This window comes from Candidatus Culexmicrobium sp., from assembly GCF_058356305.1.
Genome location: NZ_JBTVBB010000013.1, coordinates 33,841 through 58,880, shown reverse-complemented (window position 1 = coordinate 58,880; position 25,040 = coordinate 33,841). Strand labels below are relative to the sequence as shown.

General features: G+C 35.9%; 27 protein-coding genes and 1 tRNA gene. 8 read left to right on the top strand and 20 right to left on the bottom strand.

Annotation, left to right across the window (positions count from 1 at the left end; translation table 11 throughout):
* Positions 1 to 40: 40 nt before the first annotated feature.
* Genes ftsY through ACW8TM_RS03755 form a run of 10 tightly spaced genes read right to left on the bottom strand, consistent with a single transcriptional unit; the run spans position 41 to position 4,262 of the window.
* A complete protein-coding gene (gene ftsY, locus ACW8TM_RS03800) occupies positions 41 to 949 on the bottom strand; it encodes a signal recognition particle-docking protein FtsY (RefSeq protein WP_491531948.1) in 909 nt (302 codons plus the stop codon).
* Between the two features lie 13 nt (positions 950 to 962).
* Positions 963 to 1,388: a prefoldin subunit alpha gene (gene pfdA, locus ACW8TM_RS03795; protein WP_491531947.1), complete on the bottom strand. Its 426-nt coding sequence runs from the start codon at positions 1,386 to 1,388 to the stop codon at positions 963 to 965.
* A complete protein-coding gene (rpl18a, locus tag ACW8TM_RS03790; RefSeq protein WP_491531946.1) occupies positions 1,385 to 1,627 on the bottom strand; it encodes a 50S ribosomal protein L18Ae in 243 nt (80 codons plus the stop codon). The genes pfdA and rpl18a overlap by 4 nt, the downstream gene beginning before the upstream one ends.
* The gene (locus tag ACW8TM_RS03785) at positions 1,627 to 2,298 is read right to left on the bottom strand and encodes a translation initiation factor IF-6 (RefSeq protein WP_491531945.1); all 672 of its coding nucleotides are present in this window, start codon (positions 2,296 to 2,298) and stop codon (positions 1,627 to 1,629) included. Before ACW8TM_RS03785 ends, rpl18a begins: the two co-directional genes overlap by 1 nt.
* 15 nt (positions 2,299 to 2,313) lie before the next feature.
* Entirely contained in the window at positions 2,314 to 2,568 is a 255-nt protein-coding gene (locus ACW8TM_RS03780; RefSeq protein ID WP_491531944.1) for a 50S ribosomal protein L31e, read from the bottom strand.
* A 10-nt stretch (positions 2,569 to 2,578) separates the two neighbouring features.
* Positions 2,579 to 2,734, bottom strand: coding sequence for a 50S ribosomal protein L39e (locus ACW8TM_RS03775; RefSeq protein WP_491531943.1), 156 nt, complete (start codon positions 2,732 to 2,734; stop codon positions 2,579 to 2,581).
* 12 nt (positions 2,735 to 2,746) lie between these two features.
* Positions 2,747 to 3,082 carry a DNA-binding protein gene (locus ACW8TM_RS03770; protein WP_491531942.1) on the bottom strand — a complete coding sequence of 112 codons (336 nt, stop codon included), beginning with the start codon at positions 3,080 to 3,082 and terminating at the stop codon, positions 2,747 to 2,749.
* A gap of 19 nt (positions 3,083 to 3,101) precedes the next feature.
* A complete protein-coding gene (locus ACW8TM_RS03765; protein ID WP_491531941.1) occupies positions 3,102 to 3,572 on the bottom strand; it encodes a 30S ribosomal protein S19e in 471 nt (156 codons plus the stop codon).
* Between the two features lie 52 nt (positions 3,573 to 3,624).
* Positions 3,625 to 3,906, bottom strand: coding sequence for a YhbY family RNA-binding protein (locus tag ACW8TM_RS03760; RefSeq protein WP_491531940.1), 282 nt, complete (start codon positions 3,904 to 3,906; stop codon positions 3,625 to 3,627).
* A 59-nt stretch (positions 3,907 to 3,965) separates the two neighbouring features.
* Positions 3,966 to 4,262 (bottom strand): ribonuclease P protein component 4, encoded by a 297-nt coding sequence (locus tag ACW8TM_RS03755; RefSeq protein ID WP_491531939.1) that lies wholly within the window; start codon positions 4,260 to 4,262, stop codon positions 3,966 to 3,968.
* Between the two features lie 64 nt (positions 4,263 to 4,326).
* Between ACW8TM_RS03755 and ACW8TM_RS03750 the strand changes: the two genes are divergently transcribed.
* Positions 4,327 to 5,067, top strand: a complete 741-nt coding sequence (locus ACW8TM_RS03750) for a 16S rRNA methyltransferase (protein ID WP_491531938.1) — start codon at positions 4,327 to 4,329, stop codon at positions 5,065 to 5,067.
* Positions 5,068 to 5,143: 76 nt separating this feature from the next.
* On the opposite strand, the gene ACW8TM_RS03745 is transcribed toward ACW8TM_RS03750, so the two are convergent.
* From ACW8TM_RS03745 to ACW8TM_RS03725, 5 genes are all read right to left on the bottom strand, one after another.
* Positions 5,144 to 5,350 (bottom strand): hypothetical protein, encoded by a 207-nt coding sequence (locus ACW8TM_RS03745; RefSeq protein WP_491531937.1) that lies wholly within the window; start codon positions 5,348 to 5,350, stop codon positions 5,144 to 5,146.
* A gap of 168 nt (positions 5,351 to 5,518) precedes the next feature.
* Entirely contained in the window at positions 5,519 to 5,677 is a 159-nt protein-coding gene (locus ACW8TM_RS03740) for a hypothetical protein (RefSeq protein ID WP_491531936.1), read from the bottom strand.
* A complete protein-coding gene (locus tag ACW8TM_RS03735) occupies positions 5,658 to 6,467 on the bottom strand; it encodes a hypothetical protein (protein ID WP_491531935.1) in 810 nt (269 codons plus the stop codon). The genes ACW8TM_RS03740 and ACW8TM_RS03735 overlap by 20 nt, the downstream gene beginning before the upstream one ends.
* The gene (locus ACW8TM_RS03730) at positions 6,446 to 7,606 is read right to left on the bottom strand and encodes an RNA-guided endonuclease InsQ/TnpB family protein (RefSeq protein ID WP_491531934.1); all 1,161 of its coding nucleotides are present in this window, start codon (positions 7,604 to 7,606) and stop codon (positions 6,446 to 6,448) included. The genes ACW8TM_RS03735 and ACW8TM_RS03730 overlap by 22 nt, the downstream gene beginning before the upstream one ends.
* Positions 7,578 to 8,186 (bottom strand): IS607 family transposase, encoded by a 609-nt coding sequence (locus tag ACW8TM_RS03725; protein ID WP_491531933.1) that lies wholly within the window; start codon positions 8,184 to 8,186, stop codon positions 7,578 to 7,580. The genes ACW8TM_RS03730 and ACW8TM_RS03725 overlap by 29 nt, the downstream gene beginning before the upstream one ends.
* Positions 8,187 to 8,332: 146 nt before the next feature.
* Between ACW8TM_RS03725 and ACW8TM_RS03720 the strand changes: the two genes are divergently transcribed.
* Positions 8,333 to 13,135: a right-handed parallel beta-helix repeat-containing protein gene (locus ACW8TM_RS03720; RefSeq protein ID WP_491531932.1), complete on the top strand. Its 4,803-nt coding sequence runs from the start codon at positions 8,333 to 8,335 to the stop codon at positions 13,133 to 13,135.
* Between the two features lie 64 nt (positions 13,136 to 13,199).
* Here the strand turns inward: ACW8TM_RS03720 and ACW8TM_RS03715 are convergent.
* Positions 13,200 to 13,276: transfer RNA gene (locus tag ACW8TM_RS03715), tRNA-Ala, on the bottom strand.
* A 204-nt stretch (positions 13,277 to 13,480) separates the two neighbouring features.
* On the opposite strand from ACW8TM_RS03715, the gene ACW8TM_RS03710 reads away from it, so the two are divergent.
* Positions 13,481 to 14,764: a GNAT family N-acetyltransferase gene (locus tag ACW8TM_RS03710; RefSeq protein WP_491531931.1), complete on the top strand. Its 1,284-nt coding sequence runs from the start codon at positions 13,481 to 13,483 to the stop codon at positions 14,762 to 14,764.
* Between the two features lie 13 nt (positions 14,765 to 14,777).
* Positions 14,778 to 16,055: an amidohydrolase family protein gene (locus ACW8TM_RS03705; protein ID WP_491531930.1), complete on the top strand. Its 1,278-nt coding sequence runs from the start codon at positions 14,778 to 14,780 to the stop codon at positions 16,053 to 16,055.
* A gap of 72 nt (positions 16,056 to 16,127) precedes the next feature.
* Here the strand turns inward: ACW8TM_RS03705 and ACW8TM_RS03700 are convergent, their stop codons facing one another.
* Positions 16,128 to 17,342 carry a hypothetical protein gene (locus tag ACW8TM_RS03700; protein ID WP_491531929.1) on the bottom strand — a complete coding sequence of 405 codons (1,215 nt, stop codon included), beginning with the start codon at positions 17,340 to 17,342 and terminating at the stop codon, positions 16,128 to 16,130.
* 672 nt (positions 17,343 to 18,014) lie between these two features.
* Between ACW8TM_RS03700 and ACW8TM_RS03695 the strand changes: the two genes are divergently transcribed.
* Positions 18,015 to 19,004 carry a M48 family metallopeptidase gene (locus ACW8TM_RS03695; protein ID WP_491531928.1) on the top strand — a complete coding sequence of 330 codons (990 nt, stop codon included), beginning with the start codon at positions 18,015 to 18,017 and terminating at the stop codon, positions 19,002 to 19,004.
* 205 nt (positions 19,005 to 19,209) lie between these two features.
* On the opposite strand, the gene ACW8TM_RS03690 is transcribed toward ACW8TM_RS03695, so the two are convergent.
* A complete protein-coding gene (locus tag ACW8TM_RS03690; RefSeq protein ID WP_491531927.1) occupies positions 19,210 to 20,478 on the bottom strand; it encodes an MBL fold metallo-hydrolase in 1,269 nt (422 codons plus the stop codon).
* 79 nt (positions 20,479 to 20,557) lie between these two features.
* On the opposite strand from ACW8TM_RS03690, the gene ACW8TM_RS03685 reads away from it, so the two are divergent.
* Positions 20,558 to 21,280, top strand: a complete 723-nt coding sequence (locus ACW8TM_RS03685) for a proteasome assembly chaperone family protein (RefSeq protein ID WP_491531926.1) — start codon at positions 20,558 to 20,560, stop codon at positions 21,278 to 21,280.
* 31 nt (positions 21,281 to 21,311) lie between these two features.
* On the opposite strand, the gene tgtA is transcribed toward ACW8TM_RS03685, so the two are convergent.
* Entirely contained in the window at positions 21,312 to 22,919 is a 1,608-nt protein-coding gene (tgtA, locus tag ACW8TM_RS03680; RefSeq protein ID WP_491531925.1) for a tRNA guanosine(15) transglycosylase TgtA, read from the bottom strand.
* 4 nt (positions 22,920 to 22,923) lie between these two features.
* Positions 22,924 to 23,370: an Lsm family RNA-binding protein gene (locus tag ACW8TM_RS03675; RefSeq protein ID WP_491531924.1), complete on the bottom strand. Its 447-nt coding sequence runs from the start codon at positions 23,368 to 23,370 to the stop codon at positions 22,924 to 22,926.
* 80 nt (positions 23,371 to 23,450) lie between these two features.
* On the opposite strand from ACW8TM_RS03675, the gene ACW8TM_RS03670 reads away from it, so the two are divergent.
* Both ACW8TM_RS03670 and ACW8TM_RS03665 read left to right on the top strand, forming a co-directional pair.
* Complete coding sequence (locus ACW8TM_RS03670) at positions 23,451 to 23,822, top strand: hypothetical protein (RefSeq protein WP_491531923.1); 372 nt, start codon at positions 23,451 to 23,453, stop codon at positions 23,820 to 23,822.
* Between the two features lie 164 nt (positions 23,823 to 23,986).
* The gene (locus tag ACW8TM_RS03665) at positions 23,987 to 24,979 is read left to right on the top strand and encodes a transcription initiation factor IIB family protein (RefSeq protein WP_491531922.1); all 993 of its coding nucleotides are present in this window, start codon (positions 23,987 to 23,989) and stop codon (positions 24,977 to 24,979) included.
* Positions 24,980 to 25,040 lie beyond the last annotated feature (61 nt).

Below are 25,040 nucleotides of genomic sequence, written 5' to 3'. Positions count from 1 at the left end.
ATGAAATCTAAGTATCAATCCCTATTAAAGGTTTAAGAGTTTATTCTAAAATGGAAGAAATAAGCCATTGAGGTGTAAAGCGTATTAAATCAGTATATTTTTGCCCATTACCAAGATATATTATGGGCTTCCTGGTAGCATAGAGTATTGAAATAGCAGTTCCACCTTTTACGTCGGCATCAATCTTAGTTATAATTGAAGCATCAATACCTACATGCTCATTAAATATTTCAGCTTGAGTAAGTGCATCATTACCAGCAAGGGCATCACCAACAAAAATAACTAGGTCAGCATTAATGACGCGAATAATCTTTTTCAATTCATCCATTAAACCTCTATCAGTCTGCATTCTACCGGCAGTATCAATTAATACGACAGGAATATTACGTGAAGAAGCAAAATTAACTGCATCATAAGCCACAGCGGCTGGATCAGCACCATATGTATGCTTAATCATTCTGAGGCCAAGTTTCTCAGCATGGAAGGCTAATTGCTCTTCTGCACCAGCTCTAAAAGTATCACTACAAGCCAAGACACTAAGTATATTTTTATTTTTGAGCATATATGCAATTTTTGCAATAGTAGTTGTCTTACCACTACCATTCACACCTACAAAGACAAGCTTTACAGGCTCAGCTTTCATTTTCTTCTGCCTAATATATTCAATTAAATCTAATTCTCCAGCTGCCTCAATTATACTGATAAAAATGTCCTTCAACTTATCCTTAACTAGCAAGGGAAGATTACCTTTAAATCTATCTATCTTTAAGCCGACAAGGAAATTTTTAACTTCACTTATAATATAGTCTGTTACTGGATATGCTACATCGCATTCAATCAACTTTAATTGCCAGTCAAATAGAATGTCATTTAAATCCTTCTCTGTAATTGTCTTCTGGGAAATAATGTCTACAAGAAATTTTAATGTATTCTTAAGCTTATTGAACAATGAATATCACCAATTAAGATGAACTACTCAGCAGTTTGTTTAACTCTGCTTGAACATTAGATATTGCATTTAAAACTTCCTGCAACTTTTTTTGAACAGTCATTTGCTCCCGTTGAACTTGAGCTAGTTGATTGTTAAGATAATCTTCAATTGAGGATATTGACTTCTTAATTATAACTCCAGCACCTACATTTAAGAGTGCATTAGAATTGTCGACAATTGAAACCAAAATATAGACTGATGGACCAAGTGGAACATATATTTCATGACCTTTCTCAACATTCTTAATTTCTTTAAGAGTGTTAAGGGTTATTTGAATGCTAGTTGAAGTATTACTTAGAGATTCAAATCGACGTTGAAGAGACTCTGCAATAGAGTTTAAGGTATTCAATTCAACATATAGCCTATTTACTTTAGCTTCTAACTCCTTTCTACTCAAGATTTCATCTCCATAATATGCTTAATTAATGGGTTCTTAGTTTCCTCAGGTGAAATAACCTTAATACTCTTCACACGTATATGGGCTCTTTTAATCTTATGTAATCCAGTAATAGATGAAAAAACTCTTTCTAATGCGTGTTCAGGTTTTATAGCAGTAACATCAATTACAAATTTCTGCCATGTACCACTTCTAAGCAAAATTCTTCCTTCAACACGATAAACCTTAACGCTCATCATTAAACCTCCAGTAAGCCCAGCGCTCTCTCAATATGTGCAAGTTCAGGACCAGTAGTTGCTGCACCAACTAATGCCCCCTTAGAGTTTCCTATAATTCCTGTACCTACATAAGGGAAACCTGCATTCACTGTACCTACATCAACATTTACCTTAAAAATGTTGCTTATAATTTTTAGATCTTCCTCACTAGTCATTGGATGCAATACACCGCCCCTATTAGTTACAACTGCAACTGCACCGACTATTGGAAGGCCAGCAATAAGGAAATCAACAACCTCCACGTCAAGTACATCTTCAATAGTCTTCTTAGCTTCACGTTCTAATTCTGGATGGACAATGGCGGCATTATCATTTACTAGAATAACGTTTCCTAATGCAGTTCTCCTACTAGGTAAAATGGCAATGTTAATCTTTAACTTTGAGGAGAGAAGATTTAGTTCATCATCAGTTACAATGTGAGGAAGAAGAAGGCCCTTAGAATTCCCAGCAACTAATGCGCCCAATAAAACAGACTCTCCAATTCTAGTTTGAATTATAGGAGCCCCCAAGGTTGACTCGACAATCTTAACAATTTTATCTGGAATGTCAGGGGGAATTAACACATAGCTATCTGTAGCCATGCAGAAAACACCGATACTAGAATTACCATAAATAGCCATCTTCTCTATCAAACCTTAGACCTCACCTCAAGCTGGATAAACCTTTGCTACTTCATCCTCCACAACTACTCTAACCTTCACTTTTCTAGGAGGCTTCTGTCTACCTCTACGCCAAATAAGCATATTTAATTCAGGTGAAATCCAAACTTGTTCAGTCTTCATGTGACGCTTAATGAAGGCTTTAATAAATCTTATAGCTCTTGGAACACGCTTAGGCCTTGGAACGGAATATGCAATTCTTAAGGGTATTATATACTCCCTCTCTACACTAGGCTTAGACATAGGATTCACCTCATAATTGCAGTCTACTTCTTCTCCAGTGCCTCAACTTAGGGTGACGTCTAAATTTACCCCTAGTCTTAGCTACAACCCAGAAGGGTACAGGTGAATTTTGTTTTAATGCTCTTGCTAATCTCCTCTTTTTAGCAGCAGGTTTGTTTCGAGCCATCATAAATCACCTTTAGGGCTTCCTCTTAAAAATTATTCTAGTAGACCTCCTACGGCCTTCAAGCTTCAACAATATTGCTTTAAGTTGCTTATCAGTTAATGGGATAGGTAGACGTCCAGATTGAGCCAATTGAATAAGTTGAATTTCAAGTTGCTCTGCAAATTGAGGGCGAACTATCTTTAAATTCATCAACCTACTTCTAGCTTTAGGAGTAAGTATTCTTCTCAAAATAGCTTGCTTTTGTGCCTCTTCTTCTTCACGTTTCCTGGCTTCCATTGCACGTCTCTGTAATTCAAGTAGCTTTCTTCTCTTCAATTCTTCAAGTTCAGCGTCATATGAATTACTCATTCAGTCACTCTCCATCAAATTACTTTGCTAGAGCCATATACTTCGCCAATTCAGGTCTAGACCTTTGTAACTCCCTAAATATTCTAAAGGAAATTCTATCTAATAAAGCCCGACCCTCACTCGTTAATACTCTACCCTTTCCTTCAACTCTAGTTACAAGCCCAGCAATCTCTAATTGTTGTAGAGCTTTACGTATAATGGAGCCTCCACTCTTCCTAAAGTGCTCTCTAATTACCCCTCTCCTCTCTCTCCCACCATAGGCAGTCCTCAATCTTGATAATCCAACTGGACCATGAATATAGAGTTTGCGTAGAAGAGAAGCACATCTAATATACCACCAATCTGGATCTTCAGGGGGTCGCTCCTTGTGGGGGCCTGTCTTAACGAAGAAAGCCCAGGGTGGAGGTTTAATTTGGGGATAATGTTCCTTCAAGTACCTTGCAATTTCAATTATTAATCTTTGAGGAGGAACACTATATGGTGTTGGCATTTTATATCCCAACCAAGAGTTTTAGTAATCTATTTCAGCGTTGAAAGTGAAGCTATCTCTTATAAAGTCTTCGCCTCCTATAAAGGATTACTGTCAATCCACGTACATCAAGTATCTTAGCGCCAAGTTTCTCAGCTAGAAGCTTAACAAAAACAGATCTATCACAATTCTCAACTGAGAGAGCACTCCTTAAAATTCTAATCTTAATGACTTCATTTTCTTCAAGTTGCCTATCAATTTCATTTAAAATATTTTCTGATAAACCACTTTTCCCAATATGAACATGAGGTTTACCATGCAGTACACGCTTAATTAACTCTTTCCTCCTAGACATTTAAGACAACTCCAATTTATTAGATAAAGGTAAATATAAGTAATATTCTTATCTCAGCTCTATTTAATTGGAATACGCTTCTGACTTTTACATTTAAGACATGTAATAACTATATGTGAAAAGCGGTTTTGACGTATTCTTACACGACAGTTGACTCCAGGCCAAAGAAAACTACCACACTTCCGACAAAAACGTCTACGCCATCTCTTTGGAATACGAACTTTACATCTCATTCCAATTCTCCTAGCTAAATCAACATATCTCTGAGCTAAATCAGGGTGAGAGAGAAACATTTTCTCAGCTAAGCTGAAGAGAATGTTAATTCTTTGAACTGCAAGATCCTTAATGTAACTCAAGACTGTGACCCAAAAATATCTTTTATAAAGCTAGATAAGAATTTTAAGGGGATGAAGTGATATTATGCTCACAATAATATTAGCTGAAGCAGCACTAGAAATAATACCTAAACAAATAATCAACCATCCATTAATAAGGAAACATGCGAAAAAGAGGGGTAAAAGGCCAAGTGAAATGCTACTAGATACATCCTACCATTATATAGCAATGAAAAAGCTAGATGAGAAATGGAAGAGAGGAAGACCGGACATCATCCATATAACACTATTACAAATACTTGGAAGTCCAGCAAATCTACAAGGCCACCTCAAAGTCTACATTCACACTAGAAACAATAAGGTAATATATGTTAATCCAGAAACACGACTGCCAAGAAACTATCTGAGATTCACAGGCCTAATAGAACAGTTATTCAAAACAGGGAAAGTTCCTCCAAAAGCTGAGAAAACTCTCCTAGAAATAAGGGAAATGACACTGGAAGAATTAATAGAGGAATTAAAGCCTACAAGGATAATTATTTTAACTTCAAAGGGAAAACCATCAACACCACAGAAAATTGCCGAAGAAATAGTAGTAGAAGAAAGACCAGTAATAATAATTGGAGGATTCCCACATGGAAACTTCAACAAAGAAACATTAAAGCTGTCAAATGAAAAATTAGCCATATATCCAAAACCATTAGAAACATGGACAGTGACATCATCAATAATTCATGCATATGAGGAAAAATTAGGATTATATGAAAAAGCATGGAAGGAAAAGAAGAATAACTTCAGTTTTTCCAGCCCACTACATCGGTTTTAACCTTAAGAGACCCTCTTGTCATCATCAGCAATATAGATTAAGTAAAGGTGAAATAAAAAGTTATCATATAACCTAATTATTCATCACTTAATGCAAACTCCACCGCCACCTCCACATGAATAGTTGTCGTATCAAATAAAGGTACATCTACATCTTCCTCCCTAATTAAGAATGGAAGCTCAGTACATCTTAGTATTGGAGGAATAATACCTGGGATGTAAGAGTAATTGCAAATTTCAATAAGTAAACCCTCTATTTTAACTAGTAGTGTTTCCCTACTCATGGTACTTTTAGTTAGTTTTCATTATTTTTAAACCTGTTAGCGAGGTTGCCTCTCAGTACGGGGTCACTCGCTTAACCCGTACCTCAAGGGGCTCAGTTGAAGCGGTAGGGACAAACGGTATGCTGAGGTTGTATGTATATTTAGTTCTAGCTTCACATTATTAGGGGTTCAGTAGATGTACGTATTGATGAACGTACATCCACCTTGGGGAGCATCAACCTCAGCTCCCTCTGGGTTCATGGGGAGCATATCATCGGTCTTGCCCCCTTTCAGGGTAACCCCGCTCCTTCTCAGGATTGGGAGGACTTCATCCTCCCAAACCTTCATCGAAGGAGGGAAACCCCACATCGTTGGGATATTTTATACCCCATTTTTTAAGCCAGTATTTAACAGTGGTTCTATGGACGCCTAGCTTTCCAGCTATAGTACAAAGCGACAAGTCTTGCTTTACATATTTAAGAAAGGTATCTTTATTTACAACACCTATTAAATATGGCTTCCTTACTATTTGCATTTTGGATAATATTTCAAGTAATCTCTTCTTCCTAGTTTCATTCTTCATGAATTTTAAGATTTTTGCTCCCAACCTTATTACATCTCTCTTTCTATAGATGGAAAGGACGTACTCCCTGCCATTCCTGTGAACAATAGGATGATAGCTGTACATAAGTAGTTTATATTGTAGCTTCTCTAACCAAACTTTATCTTTGTTACACAATCGTATTTCTCCTTCCCCTGTTCTAATGCGCCTTCTAAATCTTATGTTTCCATCTCCATCTATTGCTCCAGCAATATATGAATATAGCTCTTCCTCATTTTCAGGTATGTTCTCCTTTGAAAGTAATAAAAATTCAAAAGAAGGATGTAGTATTGCATATTTGTATCTCATTAGAAGTTTTGTCTTTTTATCTATTGTTTCCGTGGAGTTTACTTTAGTATATCTACTAAATGTTTCCTCAAATATACTTAAAATCTCTTGTCTGGTGCTTCCAACAATTACTTCTATCTGTCTTCCGAGCCTTCTTACAAAAATGTCTGTAGCACAAAGCCCCATCATATAAGCTCTTTCTATCCTATTTCTTGGTGCTTCCTGTTTCATAACCTTACTTTTACCCATGTTATACCACCTCTCTTAAGCGACTCATTCACGTACTTCCATGAATTTCTGGAAGGTTTCATATCACACATCCTTAGGTAGAGGTTTATAGATGCGTTAAGCTGTCTGTTAATGGTTAAACCACAATTACACTCCAAAACCTGCCCCTTTCGGTGCTTCATTTTTCCACCACATCTGGGGCAGGTTTTAGTTGAGTTACGAGGATTTAACAACTTAACATTAGCCTTGTAACTCATCAGAGCTACAATTTCTTTCCAATTCTGTTTAGAAATGACTCTGTTGTGAGTTTTTCTCTTAGTGAACATCCCTTGTTTTTCTAAGTCTTCAAAACCGTGTTCGTAATCCCTAAACTCTTCCGCAATCTTAGAGGTTAGTTTGTGCAGAAAATCTCTAACTCTGTTTCTGTATCTTTTGGAATACTTCTCCATTAGCTTTCTTGCAGTCTTTGGTTTTCTCTTTTCCAACTTCTGGATTTTTCTCCTTATGTTCTCGTAAGTTATGTGCAGAGTGTAGAGAGGTTTTAAATCTACTCTAATCCAACCCTCATCGCAAATTCCGTCCATGCTAAGCAGATTTAAATCCCAAGCAATCTTCTTTGAAGGATTTGACGGAGTATGAGGTTTTCTAAAAGTGATTATTAGCTCGTTTTCCTTCAGGATTAACTCTCCCAAATCGCAACCTTCTACCTTCTTCTTGAACCATACCTTCGTCAAATCGAACTCTAAATAGATTTCTCTCGGCTTAACTGTGACTCTAATCTTACCGTTTCTGTAAATGTATAGAGTCTCTTTAACCCTAACAAATTTCCTCTTAACTGTCGGTTTGCTTCTACTTCTCTTCCCTTTGAGGTAATTCCTTCTCCACGAGTTTAGGATTGAGTAAGCTGTTTTTATCGCCGAATCCACGTAATGTGAAGCGTAATCCCAATTTTGGAGTAAATAATTCCTTAAATTACGTTTAAACTCTTTAGACTTTGGAATTATCGGAATTAATCTTCTACCTTTCCTTCTCCATTCAATATTATCCCAAATGTAATCTATCGCTCCCTGTAAGAGATATCTATAGCTACTTAGAAAATCGCTCACATCGTAGTCGTGCTCAACCTTGTAGCTAACAATCCTGTATGAGTTTCTTAGCACCTTCCACCACCTTCCTATACTTGTGTGATCTCATTCCATAAAGCTTACCAGCAAAGTGAGATATTATCGTGATTAAATCTTCGATTAACTCCTCTTGTGGAGATTTTTCCTCCTTGTTTATCACAACTATTTCAGTCCCGTAACTCTTGAAGAAATCTTCAAGAATCTTGAGTCCAAACCTCGTTAATCTGTCTGGATACGCTATTATAACCTTGGAAACTTCTTTGTTCATAACCATCTTAAGTAACTTCTGAAAGTTTCTCCTGTTTTCTCTTAACCCAGAACCTACATCCTTGAGAATCTCTACATCCCATCCTCTCTCCTTAGCATAGTTTTTTATTAACTCAATCTGTCTCTCCAAGTCATCTTTCTGAGTGTGTGACGAAACCCTAGCGTAACCTATGATTCTCCTCTCTTCATGTATTCCTAGAATCCTCTTTATCTCACTCTCTGGAACTCTTCTCTTCCCTCCTACAGTCCTAACACACCTTATCTTACCTTCCCTATCCCATCTTTGAATCGTCTTTACATGAACTCCAAGCAGTTTTGAAGCCTCCTTCATCGTGTATAAACGTTCCATTATACTCACTAATACTCATAAATGCTCACCAAATATTTAACAGTTACACAAGGCAAATTTTTCCAGATTTCGAAAAATAATTTTAATGTAGCTTGAAGATATTGTTAATTAACTTTCTGAATGAATGGGTTGTGAGGGGGATTAAGGTGTCCCTCTTAAATATAATGAAAAAAGTTTTGGGGGGAAAGAGGACACTGCCTCCTAGACTATTATGTGTTTTAGCCTTAGCAATTATCTTCATCTTCTATTTATCCCCGAATTCATGGGTTGTACAGTCAATTGAAGCACACTTAGAAAAAAGAGTAAATGTTGAAGAGGTAAGTGCTCCTTACAGCATAAAGTTCCATTCAATTGAGTTCTATGGAGACTATAGCTATGACTTTCCATTGAGGGCTACATTGGCAGGCGATCCATTCAGCATAGATTTTCTTGAGGATTTCGACCAGGCAAAAATAATTTATACAATGAATCGTGCTATGGGATTAAAAAACATTCTCTACAGACCATTCTCAAGCTTAAGTGAAGATGTGGAATTTCTAAATTACTGGAATCTAACCAAGAAGGAAATTTCTCCAATGGATTTAAACGGGAAGTATTGGGTGGATCTACCATATACAATAGGGTATGAGGGAAGAGATGCTTGGCGTGCTTTCTTTATAAAGTTTATGAAGCTTCTCTTCGATACAGGTGTTGACGGTGTGGAATTTGATGGAGGAGTAGGCTGTTATAGTTGGGGTAGTTTTGATCCAGAAACTATACAAAAGTTCAATCAATATCTTGCTTCAAAATATACTTCAGAGGAGTTGGCAGATAAGTTTGGTATATTAGATATAAGTAGCTTTAACTTTACTCAGTTTCTCCGAGATCACGGCTATCATAAATATGAACAGTATACTGAAACTGGCCAAGTCATAGCCAATCCTGGAGATGCACCAGCAAAGGATCCAGATCCACATATAAGAGCTCTCTGGGAGGAGTGGGATAACTTTAAGAAGCTCATGCTCTTAGAGCTATATAGGATTTTATGGGAAAATGTTCAGCAGTGGGAACAAGAGGCTGGAAGGGAATTTTATATCTCCACGAGAATTGGGTTATGGCCCTTAGATCTTCCAGTTCTACCATTCGTCGATGGTGTCAATTGGGAGTATGTGTGGTTTAGTGCCCCTGCCTTTGGAGATAGACCTGACATTATCGGCTACCCCAATAGAACAGCAAGTACAGACTTTAGAGTACTCCAAAGTCTGGGGAAGAGATTTAATCCATGGATCACACCTGCAAGCTCTCTGGAGGCAACAGGATTCACAGCATGGTTCTCCTGTGGATGGAATATGACCAATGACCCAGAAGAGCAATACATAGCATTATCAGAAATAATAGTGTGCGGCGGCCTCCCAAGTGTGAAATTAAGTGATGAAGGACAAGCAATCAATATTACACATTGGAAGCAATTCATACAACTTGTTCAAGAGAATCCTCAGCTCTTCGGGCAATCCCAATTTGGTGAGATTGCTCTGATCTACTCTGCTGCAACAGCATTAAACTGGTATTATAAATTAAACTTTACAACACCTGTTCCTTTTGGACAAAGTAGGCCTCTCACTTATGATGGTTATGAGGGAACATACTACCTACTAGCAGATTCACATAGAGTCTTCGACATAATAGTATTTGGCGATAATGTATGGGTTAATATTACCCAACCCCTCTCCAAGCTCTTAAAATATAAAGCTGTAGTATTGCCAATGGCACTTTGCTTAACAGATGACCAAGTTAAATTACTTGAACAGTACTTGGAAAATGGAGGAACAATAATAGCACTTGGTGATGTAGGCATATATGATGAGTATGTAGAAAAAGTAGATCGAAGGTTTTCCAGCTACTTTGACGGAAAAGTTCATCAAGTCGGCTCAGGTTTAATAATTTCAATAAAGGATATTTCACCAATAGACTATTTGGCCTATAGAACAAAGTATGATCCAAGGGCAAATCCAATTTTAGAAAAGTTTAGAGAGATCATAGACACCTATGTGTCCAGGGATGTTAACACAAGTTTATCTTCAAGGGCTCATATATACAGATTCTTCAATTACAGAGAAAACGCCATGATCTTCCATATAATAAACTTCGCTTACGATTACAAACAAGATAAGGTTATTAGAGCTTACAATGTCAAATTCAACTTCACTCTTCCACCACAATTGGAGGGAAGAAAAGTTTCAATATGGCTCTATAGTGAAGATTTGCCCTATGGAGTGGAAATTCCATACAAACAAGTCGACAATATAATTTCAATAACAATACCTAAAGTTTCAATACTAACTAGTATAGAAGTAAGACCACACTTTAAAGTTCCTGAACCACTAGTGATCAATAATCCAACCACGTTGAGGGGAAACACATATACTTTCGATAGAAGCATAATAGTCAATTCCTCTCTCTTCATAATAAACTCAAATATTGAAATGAAGGGTGATGTAAAACCCATTAAGATAGAAGTCCTACCAGGAGGCTCACTAACAATTATAAATTCAACAATACGTAGAGTTTCAGGCTCATATTATATAGTAGCTAGGGAAGACTCATCAATTTTTATTAATGGATCAGATATTTCTGGCGCTGGTTTATTTGCCTCTCTAGAGAAAGGTGGAATTTGTATACAAACTGAAGGTGCAGTCATTCTCAACAGTAAAATACATGGCAATTATGATTATGGTCTACTACTATTTAAAGCCAATAATTCATTAATTGTCAACAATGAATTCTATGGAAACTCGTTAGGCGTATCAATTGTTGATTCATCCTACATTCAATTCTACAACAATATTGTGAAGAATAATTATGCAGGAATACTAATACGTTCCTCTCACGTGGAATTAGGTATAGCTGAAATAGTTAGAATGTATGAAAGTGGAATCCTACCACCACGAGGCCCTGTAAAACAAGTAATCTCCAGTTGCCACATTATTGACAATCAAATTGCAAACATAATAGTTTCAGGAACAAACTTTGTAACAATTAGAGATTCTGAATGCAGCGGAACCTCCACAATAAACATACTAGTTTACCGCTCCATAGCAAAAATATATAACTGCTCCATCCACTCAAGCTGGATAGGCATTTTATTATATGAAAGCCCAATAGTAACAATCACAAACAGTAAAATATACAGTAACTCTCACATTGGAGTAAAAATATACAAGTGCTGCTCAATGGGCATACTATACTGGCTACACTTAGAGCCAATTGCAGCATACTCAGATGAAGGAGATATAAGAATAATAGGAAACTACATTGAAGACAATGAATATGGCATACACATAGACTTTGAGGGAGGACCTCACGGATACTTCAACCGCCACATAAGAATATCAGACAACCAAATCTCACACAACCAAGTCGGCATATTCGTAAATAGAGCAGTTGGAGAAATAATACGAAACAACTTCATTGAAAATAAGAAGCAAGTTGACGGTGGTAAATTTGAGCCACTCCCAGAATTCTCACTAGACTATCCTAAACCCATTGGAAACTACTGGGACACATATAGTGGCCCCGGACCATATGAAGTTTTACCCGGCTACTATGACAATTATCCACTAAAAAACCCTATCAAAATTCCAGTAATAACCGACCATGAAGGACCAATAGTGAGAATAGAGAAAGCTAGAATAAGAATATTCAATGAAACCCATGTAACAATAAACTTCAATCTCCACGTTTCAGATGAACAGAGCTATCTCGGCGACAAGGAATTTCGAACACACTTTGGCTTCGTAAGTCTACTAAGCCCCAACATGAAGGAACGGGAATTCGGATGGATTGGCTTCACTGCACATGTATTAGGCCCAGAAGAACTCACAACTAAATACACCATATACAACTACACATTTGTCCAAGGATGGACAGCTGAAATGAAGCCAGTACCATTTCCAGAAGAATGGGTGGAAGATTCAATTCTAACAGCCTATGCAACTGACATCTGGGGCAACTGGAATAAAAATGATACAATACCTCCATACATCAAAATTGTACCTAGAAAACCAGAAACAGTAAGTTTAAACGAGCCAGTAATCCTTATAATCCTCGCAACTGACTGGAATAAAATATCAAAAGTTCGAGTAATCTACAAGATTGACAATTCAGAATGGTATAAAGCAAAAATAACATTTGATAAATCAACACATCTATATTATGCCTTTATACCTCCACTCAATAGAGAAGGTACAGTAACATATAGAATTTATGTGGAAGACATTTGTGGAAATAGTGCTAAAATTACAAGTGAAATTCAAGTTCTCCCTCTTCAGGAAACTGTTAGCACCATACACTTTTACATTAAAGATATGGAAGGAAACGTAATTCCCGAGGCCACTTTAATCTTTAATGGAGTAAAATATCAACATGGAGAAAAAATAAATGTTCAAGCAAGAACATATTCAATATCCATTGGAGAAATACCTAGTGGATACAAATTCATAAGCTGGAGTACATCAGGAAACATAAGCATAAAGGATCCAAGCTCTAGCTCAACAACAGTCACAGTTAGTGGTAGTGGAAGCATTACAATGAACTTAAAGAAAGTTATCATAATATCAAGCCTAATTGTTGAGCCAAGGGAAGTGAAAGCTGGAGAAAAAGTCACTATAACCGTTGAAGTTACAAACACCCTTGAAGACAGTTTCACTTACACTGTGAAATTACTATTGAATAAAAAACTTGAGGCAACTAAAAATGTCGAGCTTGCACCAAACGAGACGAAAACTATCACCTTTACCATTGTGAAGACTGAGCCTGGAATATATAATGTTGAAGTCAATGGACTTAGAAGCGAGTTTACAGTAAAAGGAAAACCTACACCACCCGTTATTGAAACATTCCTACCATATATCATTGCGGTATCTATCATTGCCATAGCAATACTGGCCTTCGCCTTTATTAAGAAAAAGTAAAGAAACATTATCCTCCTTTTTTCGAAATTTCTCATCAGCTAGAAAAGTACTTAGAGTTTAAAATTGGTGGACCGGGCGGGATTTGAACCCGCGACCCCCTGCGTGCAAGGCAGATGCTCTTCCAGGCTGAGCTACCGGCCCATACTCAATAACTCAGCCATTTAAAATAAAAATTTCTCTGCCATTATAATTTCTCTTCATGACGCTTATACACATTCTTAGATGGGTATTAATAAAGTCTATATACAATGTATAAGAGAGTTAGGATACAGGAAAAATTACAACAATATACAACTGATAAATAGCTATAGTTCATTATAATTAACTCAATGGCAGGTTTAATCCATGCAGCTAATCTTTAGAGAATATGAAAGTGGAGATGAGAAGGGAATAGTGGAATTACTAGTCAACGTCTTTAGGGAATATAAAGATATGCAATTTACAGTTAAAGACTGGTTAGTCCTCGAGAAGAAGGATGAAGGTTTCTCTAGAAAAAACGCCTTTGTAGCAGAGTATAATGAGAGAATAGTTGGCCATGTTCAAATAGTATATAGGCAACTCAGAGTTGGTAAAGCCTACATTACAACAGGCGGAATAGCCAATGTTGCAACACGCAAAGAATTTAGAGGAAGAGGAATAGCTACAAAGCTATTAAAACTCGCAATTGAAAGACTGAAGAAGAGAGATATACCATTATCCTCCCTCTTTACAAATTACAGGGGAGTAGCCCATAGGGTATATAGGAAGCTTGGTTTCACAGACACACAACTCCTAGCAAGATTCTATGGAAAAAGAATGGAGGCTGAAGAGACCATTAAGAAACTGGAAAGTGATGAGAAGATTGAAGTGGTTGAAGCTGAAGAGAAGGATGCTGAAAAAATACTTAAAATCTACATGAAATATACTGGGAAAATTTCAGCAAGCCATAAGAGAAGTAGAAGATATGTGATAGAGAAAATACTCAGAGGATACTATGAAACATTCACTTATGAACCAGCCTTCAAAATATACAGGGTATTGAGGAATAACGAGACAATAGGATACTTTACACTAGGAATAACTAATGAATACGTGAGAGTTAAGCCTAGAAGCCCACATATAGCAAACTTAATCGAAGTAGTAGCAACAAATAGAAACACCATAAAAACCGTTCTAAGAGAAGCCATAAAAAGAGCTCTAGAAAGGGGGGCAAAGGAATTAGTCCTTCCTATACAGCCGACAAAAAACATAATGAAAACCTTGAAGTCATTTAAAAAATTAATGGAGGGCGGAATATTCATGGACAAAATAATAAATCTAAAAACACTACTAGAACAATTAAAACCCGAACTGGAAGAAAATCTAAAGAGTAAAACGAAAATAAAAAAGAAAATAGGGATAGTAACGGAAAACCAACAAGCAACCCTAACAATAGAAGAAAGTCAAGTAAAAATAGAGGAGGATCAGCCTGAAACAGTTATAAAAACTACAAATGAAGAATTAATAAAGCTTATATACGGTGTCACCACACCTACAAAGTTTATCTTAAACTCAAAAATTAAAACACTAAAACCAAAACAGTTGAAAAGCACATTAGAAGCCATGTTTAAGGCAAAAACTCTACATGTATTTCAAGCAGACACGTGGTAGGTGGTGATTTAATTTGACTTCCCTCATGATTAAGAATGGTTTCATAGTAACCATGGATAAACATAATACATTCATACCTGATGGTGCAGTGTACATTGAGGGGTCAAAGATAATTGATATTGGAAAAACTAGAGAAATAGAAGAAGCATACGAGGCTGATGAAGTTATCAATGCATCAAATGGTGTTGTAATGCCTGGACTAATAAATTCACATGTCCACTTCAAAACAGTTCTTAGAAGAGGCTTTGGAGACAACTTATCCCTAGAGGAATGGCTAAGTCCATCAAGTCCAGGACCTCCCATCCACCTTGCAACAAGAGAAGAATTGGCAATAGCAATCAAACTTGTGTGTTTAGAGATGATAAAGGCTGGAATTACCTGCTATGCATCAGGTGCAGGATTTTTGGAAGAAAGATATGCAAGTGGACTTAGAGGATTACATGCACATTTAATCATAGATGAGATTGGAGATTATAGAGGTATTCTCCAGCAAATAGAGGAGAAATATTCAGATCGCTTTAAATTTGCACTTGGACCATGGTGGATTCCAAAAGTCCCTAAGGAAGTATTATTAGAAGTGAGGGAAATAGCTGAAAAACATAACTTGAAGATACATATGCATGTTGCAGAAACCAAATGGGAGATAAGGGAGGTTAAAAGGAATTATGGATATGATGGCTCCATTGAATATCTTCATCAATTAGGATTGCTGAATTCAAGGTTGATTGCAGCCCACTGTGTTCATGTTACACCTAAAGAAATTAAGTTGATGCATATTAATGGAGTTGGTGTAGCTCATTGCCCAACAAGCAATGCCAAGCTAGGGGATGGAATAGCACCCTTAAGTAGCTTTCTCAGGGCAAAAATAACTGTGGGTCTTGGAAGTGACAGTCCAGCCACCAACAACTGCATCGATATGTTTCAGGAGATGAAGTTTGCCTGCATTCTACAGAGAGCTAGGCAACGCAGCTCTAGGGTGGTTAAGGCTGAAGATGTCTTGAAAATGGCAACAATTGATGGGGCAAAATTGCTGGGTATGGAAAAGGAGGTTGGCTCAATTGAAATAGAGAAAAAAGCAGATATAATAATCATTAATCTACAAAAACCACACTTTTATCCTAAAACCAACATGATCTCACATTTAGTTTATTCAGCAAGAGCATCAGATGTGGATACATCCATTATTGATGGTAAAATAGTGATGAGGAAAAGAAAAGTATTAACTTTAGATGAGGCTGAAATACTGGAAAGAGTTCAGGAAGTGTATGAAAGTATAATGGAGAGGAGATAATAATTCTAGTTATCTATATATATTTTAGCTAGTGGAAGGAAGTAGGAAGCCTAAACTCTAAGAGACGTTGACTTAATGCTTTCTTCTATGTAATAGACGGCTAACACCCATGGCTAGAAGTAGTGATATGGGAATAAAGAGGGCTGTTAGAATCATGGCTGTCTCATGAGCTATTACCTCAAAAATTATTCTAGCCATTTCTGTTATGTATACAGCAACAATGAATAACTCTATTTTATGAAATATTTTCTGTAGATCGACTAGTCTGATTAACTGTTCTTTTGAGGCTTTTTGTTCCTCAAGAGCAATTTTCTGCTGTTGAAAACGAAGATAAACTCTAATTTCATCCATAACTGTCTCTAAATGTGCCTTAAGTTCAACACCCTTAACAATATTACTTTCAAAAGTTTTTAGAACTCTATCATAAACTTCAAAGTCTACATCGAAATTTCTCGGATAATCCTCAAAACTTTTCTCATTCAACCTCTTAAAAATACTCATCATCTTTGAAATAGTCAATTTAGCCTCAACATAATTCGCCCTCATAGTTGAAATCATAGTAGAAAAATTCAATATTTTCTCCATAATATAATTCAGCCAGAAAGCAAGAAGCTCCAACTCTATAGGTTCAGGTTTAATCAACCGCCACATAAACTCTTTAGTCTTACCCTTAACTTCCTCCTCCCTAGACTGGAAAGTAGCAAAAAGCTTCCTACAATCATCATAAAGCCTTGAGAGCTCAGCAGTATAAACTGCAATATACTTAACATAATCGATAATCTCTTTCAAATTCTTCTCAACAATTTTACTTGAAGAAGAAAGAGGAAAAACAAGATAGCATCTATCGAAAAGCTCTTCTCCAGGATCAAGAATTGAAAATAAACAACCCCTAATCACTCCGACACCCATTATAGGCCTAGACATAAAAGAAGAATATTTTTCAATTAAAGATAAAGCAGAATCTTCACTTTCAACTGGAAATATGAATACAGTAAAAGTCGAAAGAATATTTAAAGAAGAAATGTAAGGGAAAAATCCAGAAAAATCGAAGAAACTTAAAAAATCCTCCGAAAAACCATCAAACTCAAAAGTTGAAGTCAATAAAAGAAATTTATCTATCACATCAACCTTAAAGTAACATACAACATTATCAACATAAATCTTTAAAATATCATCTTTTTCCTCTAGAACTTCATACTTCTTCCTTAACTCCTCAGCAACCTTGGTAGTAAGAGGAGAATAGTCGTTTTCATCAAATCGACAAATATACATTCTAACTACTCTCAATTCTAAAGCTCCTTGATAAGTAAACTTATGGCACTATAGATTTAGACAAATATTAACTTTACCGCAAGGGTAATAGATTGTATCGTAAAGAAATGAATAGTTTAGGTAAACATAAATTTAGTGTAGAAACGATTTAGCGTAATTCCTAATGATGTTGAGAGAAGGATTTGAAGCCGCACCAATAACAATAATAATGCTAGCATATCTAACTAGAACGGGAAGGAAGTTGTGATTTCTGAAAATTCCGTTAAAGTAGTTAGAGGCATGTTAAAAGCATGTGAGGAAGAGTGTGGTTAAGCTTTAACATGAAGTGTGACAAATTAGAGCTAGGAAAGTCTAGCGGGAAGTGTTTAAACCTATTTGGTGTATTCCAGTATTTTATTTGAGCTTCGATTAGGTCAAGAATATACTGAAGATTGTAACATTTCTTAACTATTGTTAAAGATGGACCTATTAAAGCATTTATAACCGAGTTTCTACGCAGATAGTATATTTTTAATCATGATGAATTACGGTAAGAAGCTAAGTGAAATCAGAGTCTTCTTGTCTTCTCTGCTTGTATATAAAGGTTCGGAGGAGGTAATGCGACTAGAACCAGGTTAGCTGTGAGTTTTCTTGTTTTATTGCGTTAATGCAAAAATTTTATTTAAAGGTTTATGTGAGAGAGTTTAATTGCTGGAGGATTTAAGGTTGGGGGCTTCAAGTAAAGTAAGAGTTTGTTTTCCAGGTTTAAGTGCTGAGGATTTTCAGCACTCTGCTGATGTTAAGGCTTTGGAGGTCGTTAAGAAGGTTAAGGGGTTTGACTGGCTTACGAAGCAGGTAATGAAATTGGGGCTTGAAAGGATTATTCGTATGCAACTTCTCGCTGATAGTCTTAAGGTTTCTGATGAGCAATGCCCGAGCTTGTGGAAGGTGTATAAGGAGTGCTGTGAAGTTCTCGATATAGATCCTCCGCCTGACTTTTTCATTGAGCGTAATCCATGGCCAAATGCATACACTACTGGGTTTACTATGCCAGTTATTGTGATTTCAAGTGGGCTCTTGGAAGTACTTGATGAGAATGAACTTAGATTTGTTCTTGGACATGAGCTTGGACATTATAAATGTGGCCATGTCTTGTACATGACGATGGCTCAGTATTTATCCCAGATTCTCGCTATAATTGGTCAAATGACTTTAGGTATAGGACGCCTTCTAGGTACTGGTTTAGAGCTAGCCTTACTTGCTTGGAGTAGGAGAGCTGAGTTTAGCGCTGATAGAGCTGGACTTTTAGTTGCTCAGGATGATGATGCTTCAGTAAGAGCTTTAATGAAGCTTGCAGCGCCTGTTGAGAAGATATGGAAGGAAGTTAATGTTGAAGCCATATTACGACAGGCAGAGGAATTTGAGATGTTTTCTGAAGACAAGCTATCGAGGCTTTATAAAATATTCTATGGTGTTCAACGAACTCATCCATGGCTTATCCTGCGAACTAGGGAAGTTAAAAACTGGATACAATCTGACCAGTATAAGAGCATACTTAAATCCGGCATTCCTATTGGAAAAAGAGTGGAAAAGGGTAGAAGGATGCGTGTTAAATCATTAGAATTCTGCCCAGAGTGTGGTGTCAAAGTTGAGCCAAGTGACAGGTTTTGCTCTAACTGCGGCTATAAATTACATTAAAATTGCATGAAAACCTTCTATCCAATATTTTTACTATGATTAATCTTTTAAAATGGAGTAATGCTTTGAACTTACATTAATTATACTTTTGTCTCAGTCTTCGGTATTGACAAGCTAAATTACACTTAATTTTAGATATCAACTTCTATTGTTGTGTTATCACAAGGCTGAGATCGTGGATTCAAATCTCACCACTTAAATTTAATTAAATCTTTAAGCTATCGCCGTTCTCTGGTATTATTACTTCTAATTTAAATTTCTCAACTATTTCATCACTTAGCTTTTCCATGTCGTTTTCTTCTCCATGTACAAGTATAACTTTCGTATTTTTCCTCATTTTACCTATAATTTCTAGTAGTTCTTTTCGTCCACAGTGGGATGAAAAGTCGAACCATTCTACTTTTGCCTTTACTTTTTCTACTCTCTTTCCAAAGTTGAAGACTCCACTTTCTAGTAGGATGTGGCCTGGTGTACCTGGGATTTGGTAGGACACCATAAATACTGCATTTCTTTCATTTCTTGCAAGTTTTTTCATGTAGAATACTGCGTTTCCTCCCTTTAGCATTCCTGCTGGTGAAATTATTATTCCTGGCTTTTTGCATGCTTTTCTCCTATCTGACCATCCTGATACCCACTTTGCTTTTTCTAGTGCTCTAACTAATAGCTTGTAGTTTCTAAAGAATTTTGGGTGTCGAAGCATTATTCTACTGGCTTTTCTTGCCATACCGTCTAGTGTAACTGGATATTTTAGTTTATATGCTCCAATGACACATAATATTTCCTGTGATCTTCCAACTGAGAAGGCTGGGACTAGTACTATTCCTCCATTATCAACTATTTCGGTTATTGCTTTAATGAATTTTTTTTCTGTTTCTTTTCTCTCTGGATGGGTGATGGTTGCATATGTGGATTCAATTATTATTGCGTCTAGTTTTGGGAGCTTTTTTGTTGCTCCCTTTAGTAATCTTGTGTTTATCGTGTTTATGTCGCCTGTATAGAGTATTTTTTTATTGTTTACCTCTATTATTGTCATTAGGCTTCCAGGGATATGTCCTGCATTTAGAAACTTTATTTTAAATGGTCCTATTCGCATAGTGTCATTATAGTTTATGTACGTTATTGATTGCATCATACTTTTTAATTCTAAATGTTCGTATGGTAAGAAGTATCCTGATATATGTATGAAGTCCTGTATTAGTAGCTCAGTTATTTCTGCTGTTAGCTTTGTTGTCATTAGTTTTGGGTTTTCCGTAACGTAGAGTAATGGTAGTCCTCCTGAATGGTCTAAGTGGGCGTGGCTTAGAATTATTGCATCTAACTCTTTTGGTGCTACGTGTAGTGGAAATTCTGGTTCTCCATCACCAAACATTACTCCATAATCAAGCAGTATCTTTTTTTCTTCAGTCTTTAGCAGTATGGCTGACCTTCCTACTTCTCTTGCTCCGCCTAAAATGTCTATCTTAATTTTTGTCATTGCCAGTCCTCTTTTAATTTTTTGACTATAGTTTATTTTTTATTGGGGTTTATCAAAGTTGTGTAGTGTGGTGGGAATGGTGGTTAGGATAGTGCTTTTGGATGATGATTTGGATTTTACTGGAAATGTATTTATTACTGGTTTTCATGGTATAGGTTTGACTGGTTTCATTGCCATTAAGCATTTGATTTACGAGTTGAAGGCTGAGAGGGTAGGTTTTATTGAGACTTTAAATTTACCGCCAATTGTTTCAGCTAGTGATGTTGGTGTTTTTACTCCCTTTGAACTTTATAAGTATTCGTGCTATGTTTTTCTTTTAACTCAAGTTCTACCTGATTTAAAAGAGCAAAATAAATTTTCATTGAAGATTGCTAATTGGGTTGTTAAGTGTGGTTTTTCAGAGGCTATTTTAATTGGGGGTCTAAATAGGCAGTTTAAGAGAAGAGAGGATGATTTTTATCGCTTTATGATGACCTCTGCCTTTAAGGATAAATGGAAGGATCTTAATTTACCTGTTCTTGAACATGGATTATATGCATATGGTTTGCTTGCCTTAATGTTGTCGAGATTTGAGGTTAGAAATTTCCCTGCATTAGCTATTTTACCCTATGCAGATGCTTCTAGGCCTGATCCATTGGCTGCTGCTAAGGCTATTGAATTTCTAAATGACTTTTACGACTTGAATGTTGATATATCTAAGTTGGAGATGGATGCTCAAAGAATTGAGAAGGAAGTTCAATTACTTTTGAAGGAGTGGAGTGAACAGATGAAGGGTGAGCGTAAGCGTCTTTCATACATGTAGTTAGATATTACTTTCAAGTAGCTGTTGCATCTCAATATAACTTTCCTAGTATGTTAGTAAGTTTTTCATATTCATCTTTTCCTATTATGTGGAGTATGATCTTTCTTTCCCGACATAGTTGCCTTAATTTTTCTATGATTGTTTTTAATGTATCTTCTTTGTATATGAAGATGATGTTTCTGTATTTATTGTTGATAATGAGTTCTTTGATTGAGTTGAATATCATTTTTCTTTCTTCTTCATTTTTGCTTTCAACTGCTTCATATTGTGAGAGTGGATATACTTCGTCTAGTTCTAGTGGTATTATGCCGAAGGGTATGCAATAGACACATTCATGTATTTCGCTTATTTTTTCTTTGTTACAGCTTTTTTTAATGATTTTTATGATTTCTTTTACGTATTTACTTTTGCTGAATGGTTTCTCTTGTGGATCCGGTATTAATATAAGTGTCTTCTTATTTGGGAATCTGATATTTCTCTTAATTTTTGTCAGATGCCTTGATACTTCTGGGCGTATTAGGCCTTCACTTCCAGTGTAGAATAATCCTTTAATTTCTCCTTTTACTATTGGATCGAATTTTTCTAGATATCCTTTGTATTTCTCTAGTTTCTTAACGGCTTTATATAGCCGTGGATGTGCTTTAGCCTTTATTTCTATTAGCTCCCATAGTGATCCTTCATATATTGCTTGTTTTATTTCCTTCATTTCCTTTAATATTATTGTCAAGTTATGTTCGGCTATTAATTTTATTCTCTCTTTTCTCTCCATTTTTCTTAATTCTTCAACTTCAAGTTTTGAACATATATTGCAGTTGCATGGTAGGTATTTTAGTCTAGAGAATTTTATTGTTCTTGTGGGTGTTATGTATCGTTCATCCTTTGCATATAATGCATAGGATGCTGAATCGAAGGTATCGCATCCCATTGCCACTAATAGTGGCATTACTAGTGGATGTCCAGCACCGAATAGGTGGACTGGTTTTTCTAGTGGGAGTTCCATTTTAGCTGTAATTACAAGGTCGATTAATTCGTCAAATTGATATGCTTCCATAAATTGTGTTGGCCCTCCAATTCCGTAAATGTCAAAATTCATTTTGCTGATTTTTCTTGCACAAAATTTAACTAGCTCTCTATGTTGTCCTCCTTGTACTGGTCCAACCCATAGAATATCCTCTCTAGATTTAGCTTTCAAGCTTATTTCAGCATTTCTTAGAGTTTCATTTACTGTTTTTAGTGCATCTTGATAGGTTAGTTCCTTTGATGTTGGTATGTCAAGTATGACTGCTATATCGCTATTTAGTTTTTCTTGTATCTTAACTATTTCTTCTGCCTTTAGATCTATTGTTCCATATGTTAGTAGTTGGTATGCTCCTGAATCTGTCATTACAATTTTTTCAAAGTCTATTAGTTTGTGGACGTCATAGACTTCTTTTCCTTCTACTATTAATTTTTTCTTTATTATATATGCATTTGTTATAACTGCTTCTAGATTAAATTTATTTTTCATTTCTTTGACTGGTATAATGTTGTTCCAGGGGTTTATTACGGGAAGAAAAATTGGGGTTTCAAGTACTCCTTTCTTTGTTCTTAGTTTCCCTATTCTTCCTGCCAAATCTCTTTCTTTAATCTCAAATGTCATTACATTATTCACTGGCTTTCTTTTCTGATATAAATTGCTCATACACTCTTCTTACTCTTTCGGCTACTGGACCTGTTCCTTCAACAACTCCTTCTTCTGTTACTCGAATTTTATCCATGACAACTATGACACCTGCATCTTCATAGAGTTTAACCATATTTGGAAACATTTTTTCCAATCTTCTAGCAAGCCCCTTTAAGTCGAATGGCTCTTCTTGTCTTATGATTTCAGAGATGACGTCTCCCCTAATAAACACTCTTGCATAGACTGCTTTTTCTTCTTCACTTCTTGCGTCTGATAAGCATAGACTTAACGTAGAGGGATCATAACCCACTAAACGGCCACTATATGCTTTTCCATGTATTGTCTTTACACTAACCATTTTGTCTAGTAATGAAGCAAGTTCTCTTAAAAATCTAGAGCTTCCTGCACTAGTTAGACTACTCACCATACATTTTCCTCCAACTGAATTGGATTGGAACAGAATAATTTATTTGTTTTTTGTTTTATAGCCTCTTCTGGTTGAGAGATATGAGGCGTGCTGTGTCTTTTAGGGTTGAGAGTATAGAGAGAACTGAGATTTCAGGAGTACTCCTCATATCCCTTGTGGGTGTAGAGGAGCCGTTATCCTCCAAGTTGGAATTGCCAGAGCAATTAATATTTTCTAAAATAACTGAGGATGACATTATTAAGATGGTTTTGTCTAGTGATCCTCTCTCCCTCAACGATCTAGAGCAGTATGGTTTTCCTCTCATAATACTTAATGGCACAGTGTTTAAGAAAAGTAGGGAGAAAGGTGAAGTTAAATATTGGATTTCTTTTCATGGACTACAATTTAGACTAACTAGTATGGATGATTTTCTAGGTGATGTATCTGATATTTGGGTTGGACTTGTTAAATGAGTGTTGAGGTACATATACTTTCATTTATCTCTCCCTCTAGTATGTCTTTAATTGATTAATTTTACCTTATATTTATTAAAGAGTATTATTTGTTCTTTTAAATATATTTTCTTATAAAGAAAAATTTAATAGATATTTTTTATTTTTCTTCTTTGGGATCGTTTATGAAAGGTAATGGTAGTGAAAGATGTAGTGAATGTGGTGGAGTGTTAGTTATATCTGATTATGGTGAACTTGTATGTTCAAATTGTGGATTAATAGTAGATGTTGTTTATAAGCCTCCTTTATTTGAAATAGAACCTCTATCTGATTTTTCAGCCTCTTCTAAAGTTTATGTTAATCCTGATGGTAAGCCTATTAGAAGTGATGGTTTAGGTTCAATTATTCTGAGATGTAAGGGTCAATTTAAGGATAGTAGGGGTATGATTTTGAATTTTAAGAAGTTTTATAAGCTCAAGAGCATAAATGATCTTTGTTTAAAATTTGATTTAGATAAGACTAAGATCGGAGCTTTAAATGTTTTAGGTAGAGTTTGTTCTACTCTTCGTGTACCGAGATCCGTCTATGAGAGGGCATGTTATCTTTATATAAAGACTTTTAAGCTAAGTAGAGGTATTAGTTCAAGTTATTTGATAGCTGCTGCCTCTTTAATTATAGCAGCTAGAGAGCTAAATCATCCGTTAACTCTCAGTGAAGTTTCAGATGCATTTAGTAAGATAGGGCATCGAGTCATACTTCGCTCTCTATCTAAAACAATTTCATTGATACTGGGTAATTTAAAGCTTGAATATAAGATTCCTAGTCCCCAGAGCTATATTCCTAAGATTATAAGTAGGTTGAAATCTAACCATAGAGTTAAAAAACTACTTGATGACTATGAAGTTGATCATAGAAAGTATTTTCTTCTACTTGAAAGAGTTTCCTATAGGATTTTAGAATTTATTGATGAGCGTTTCAGGCTAGGTAAGAATCCATATCTCTTAGCTGTTTCAACAGTTTATGTTTCAGATAAAATTGTAACTGGTAGAATGGGTTTAAGACCTCTTCTTTCACAAAAATTATTATCAATTTATCTGGGGTCTACTGAGTATACTATTCGTCATCATTCGAAGAGAATAATGAGATTAATTAGAGGGTTAATTGAAGATTTAATATAGTTTTGTTATTTTCATATTGAGGGGGACTAACCTTACTATGTACTATGTCTCCATTTTTGAA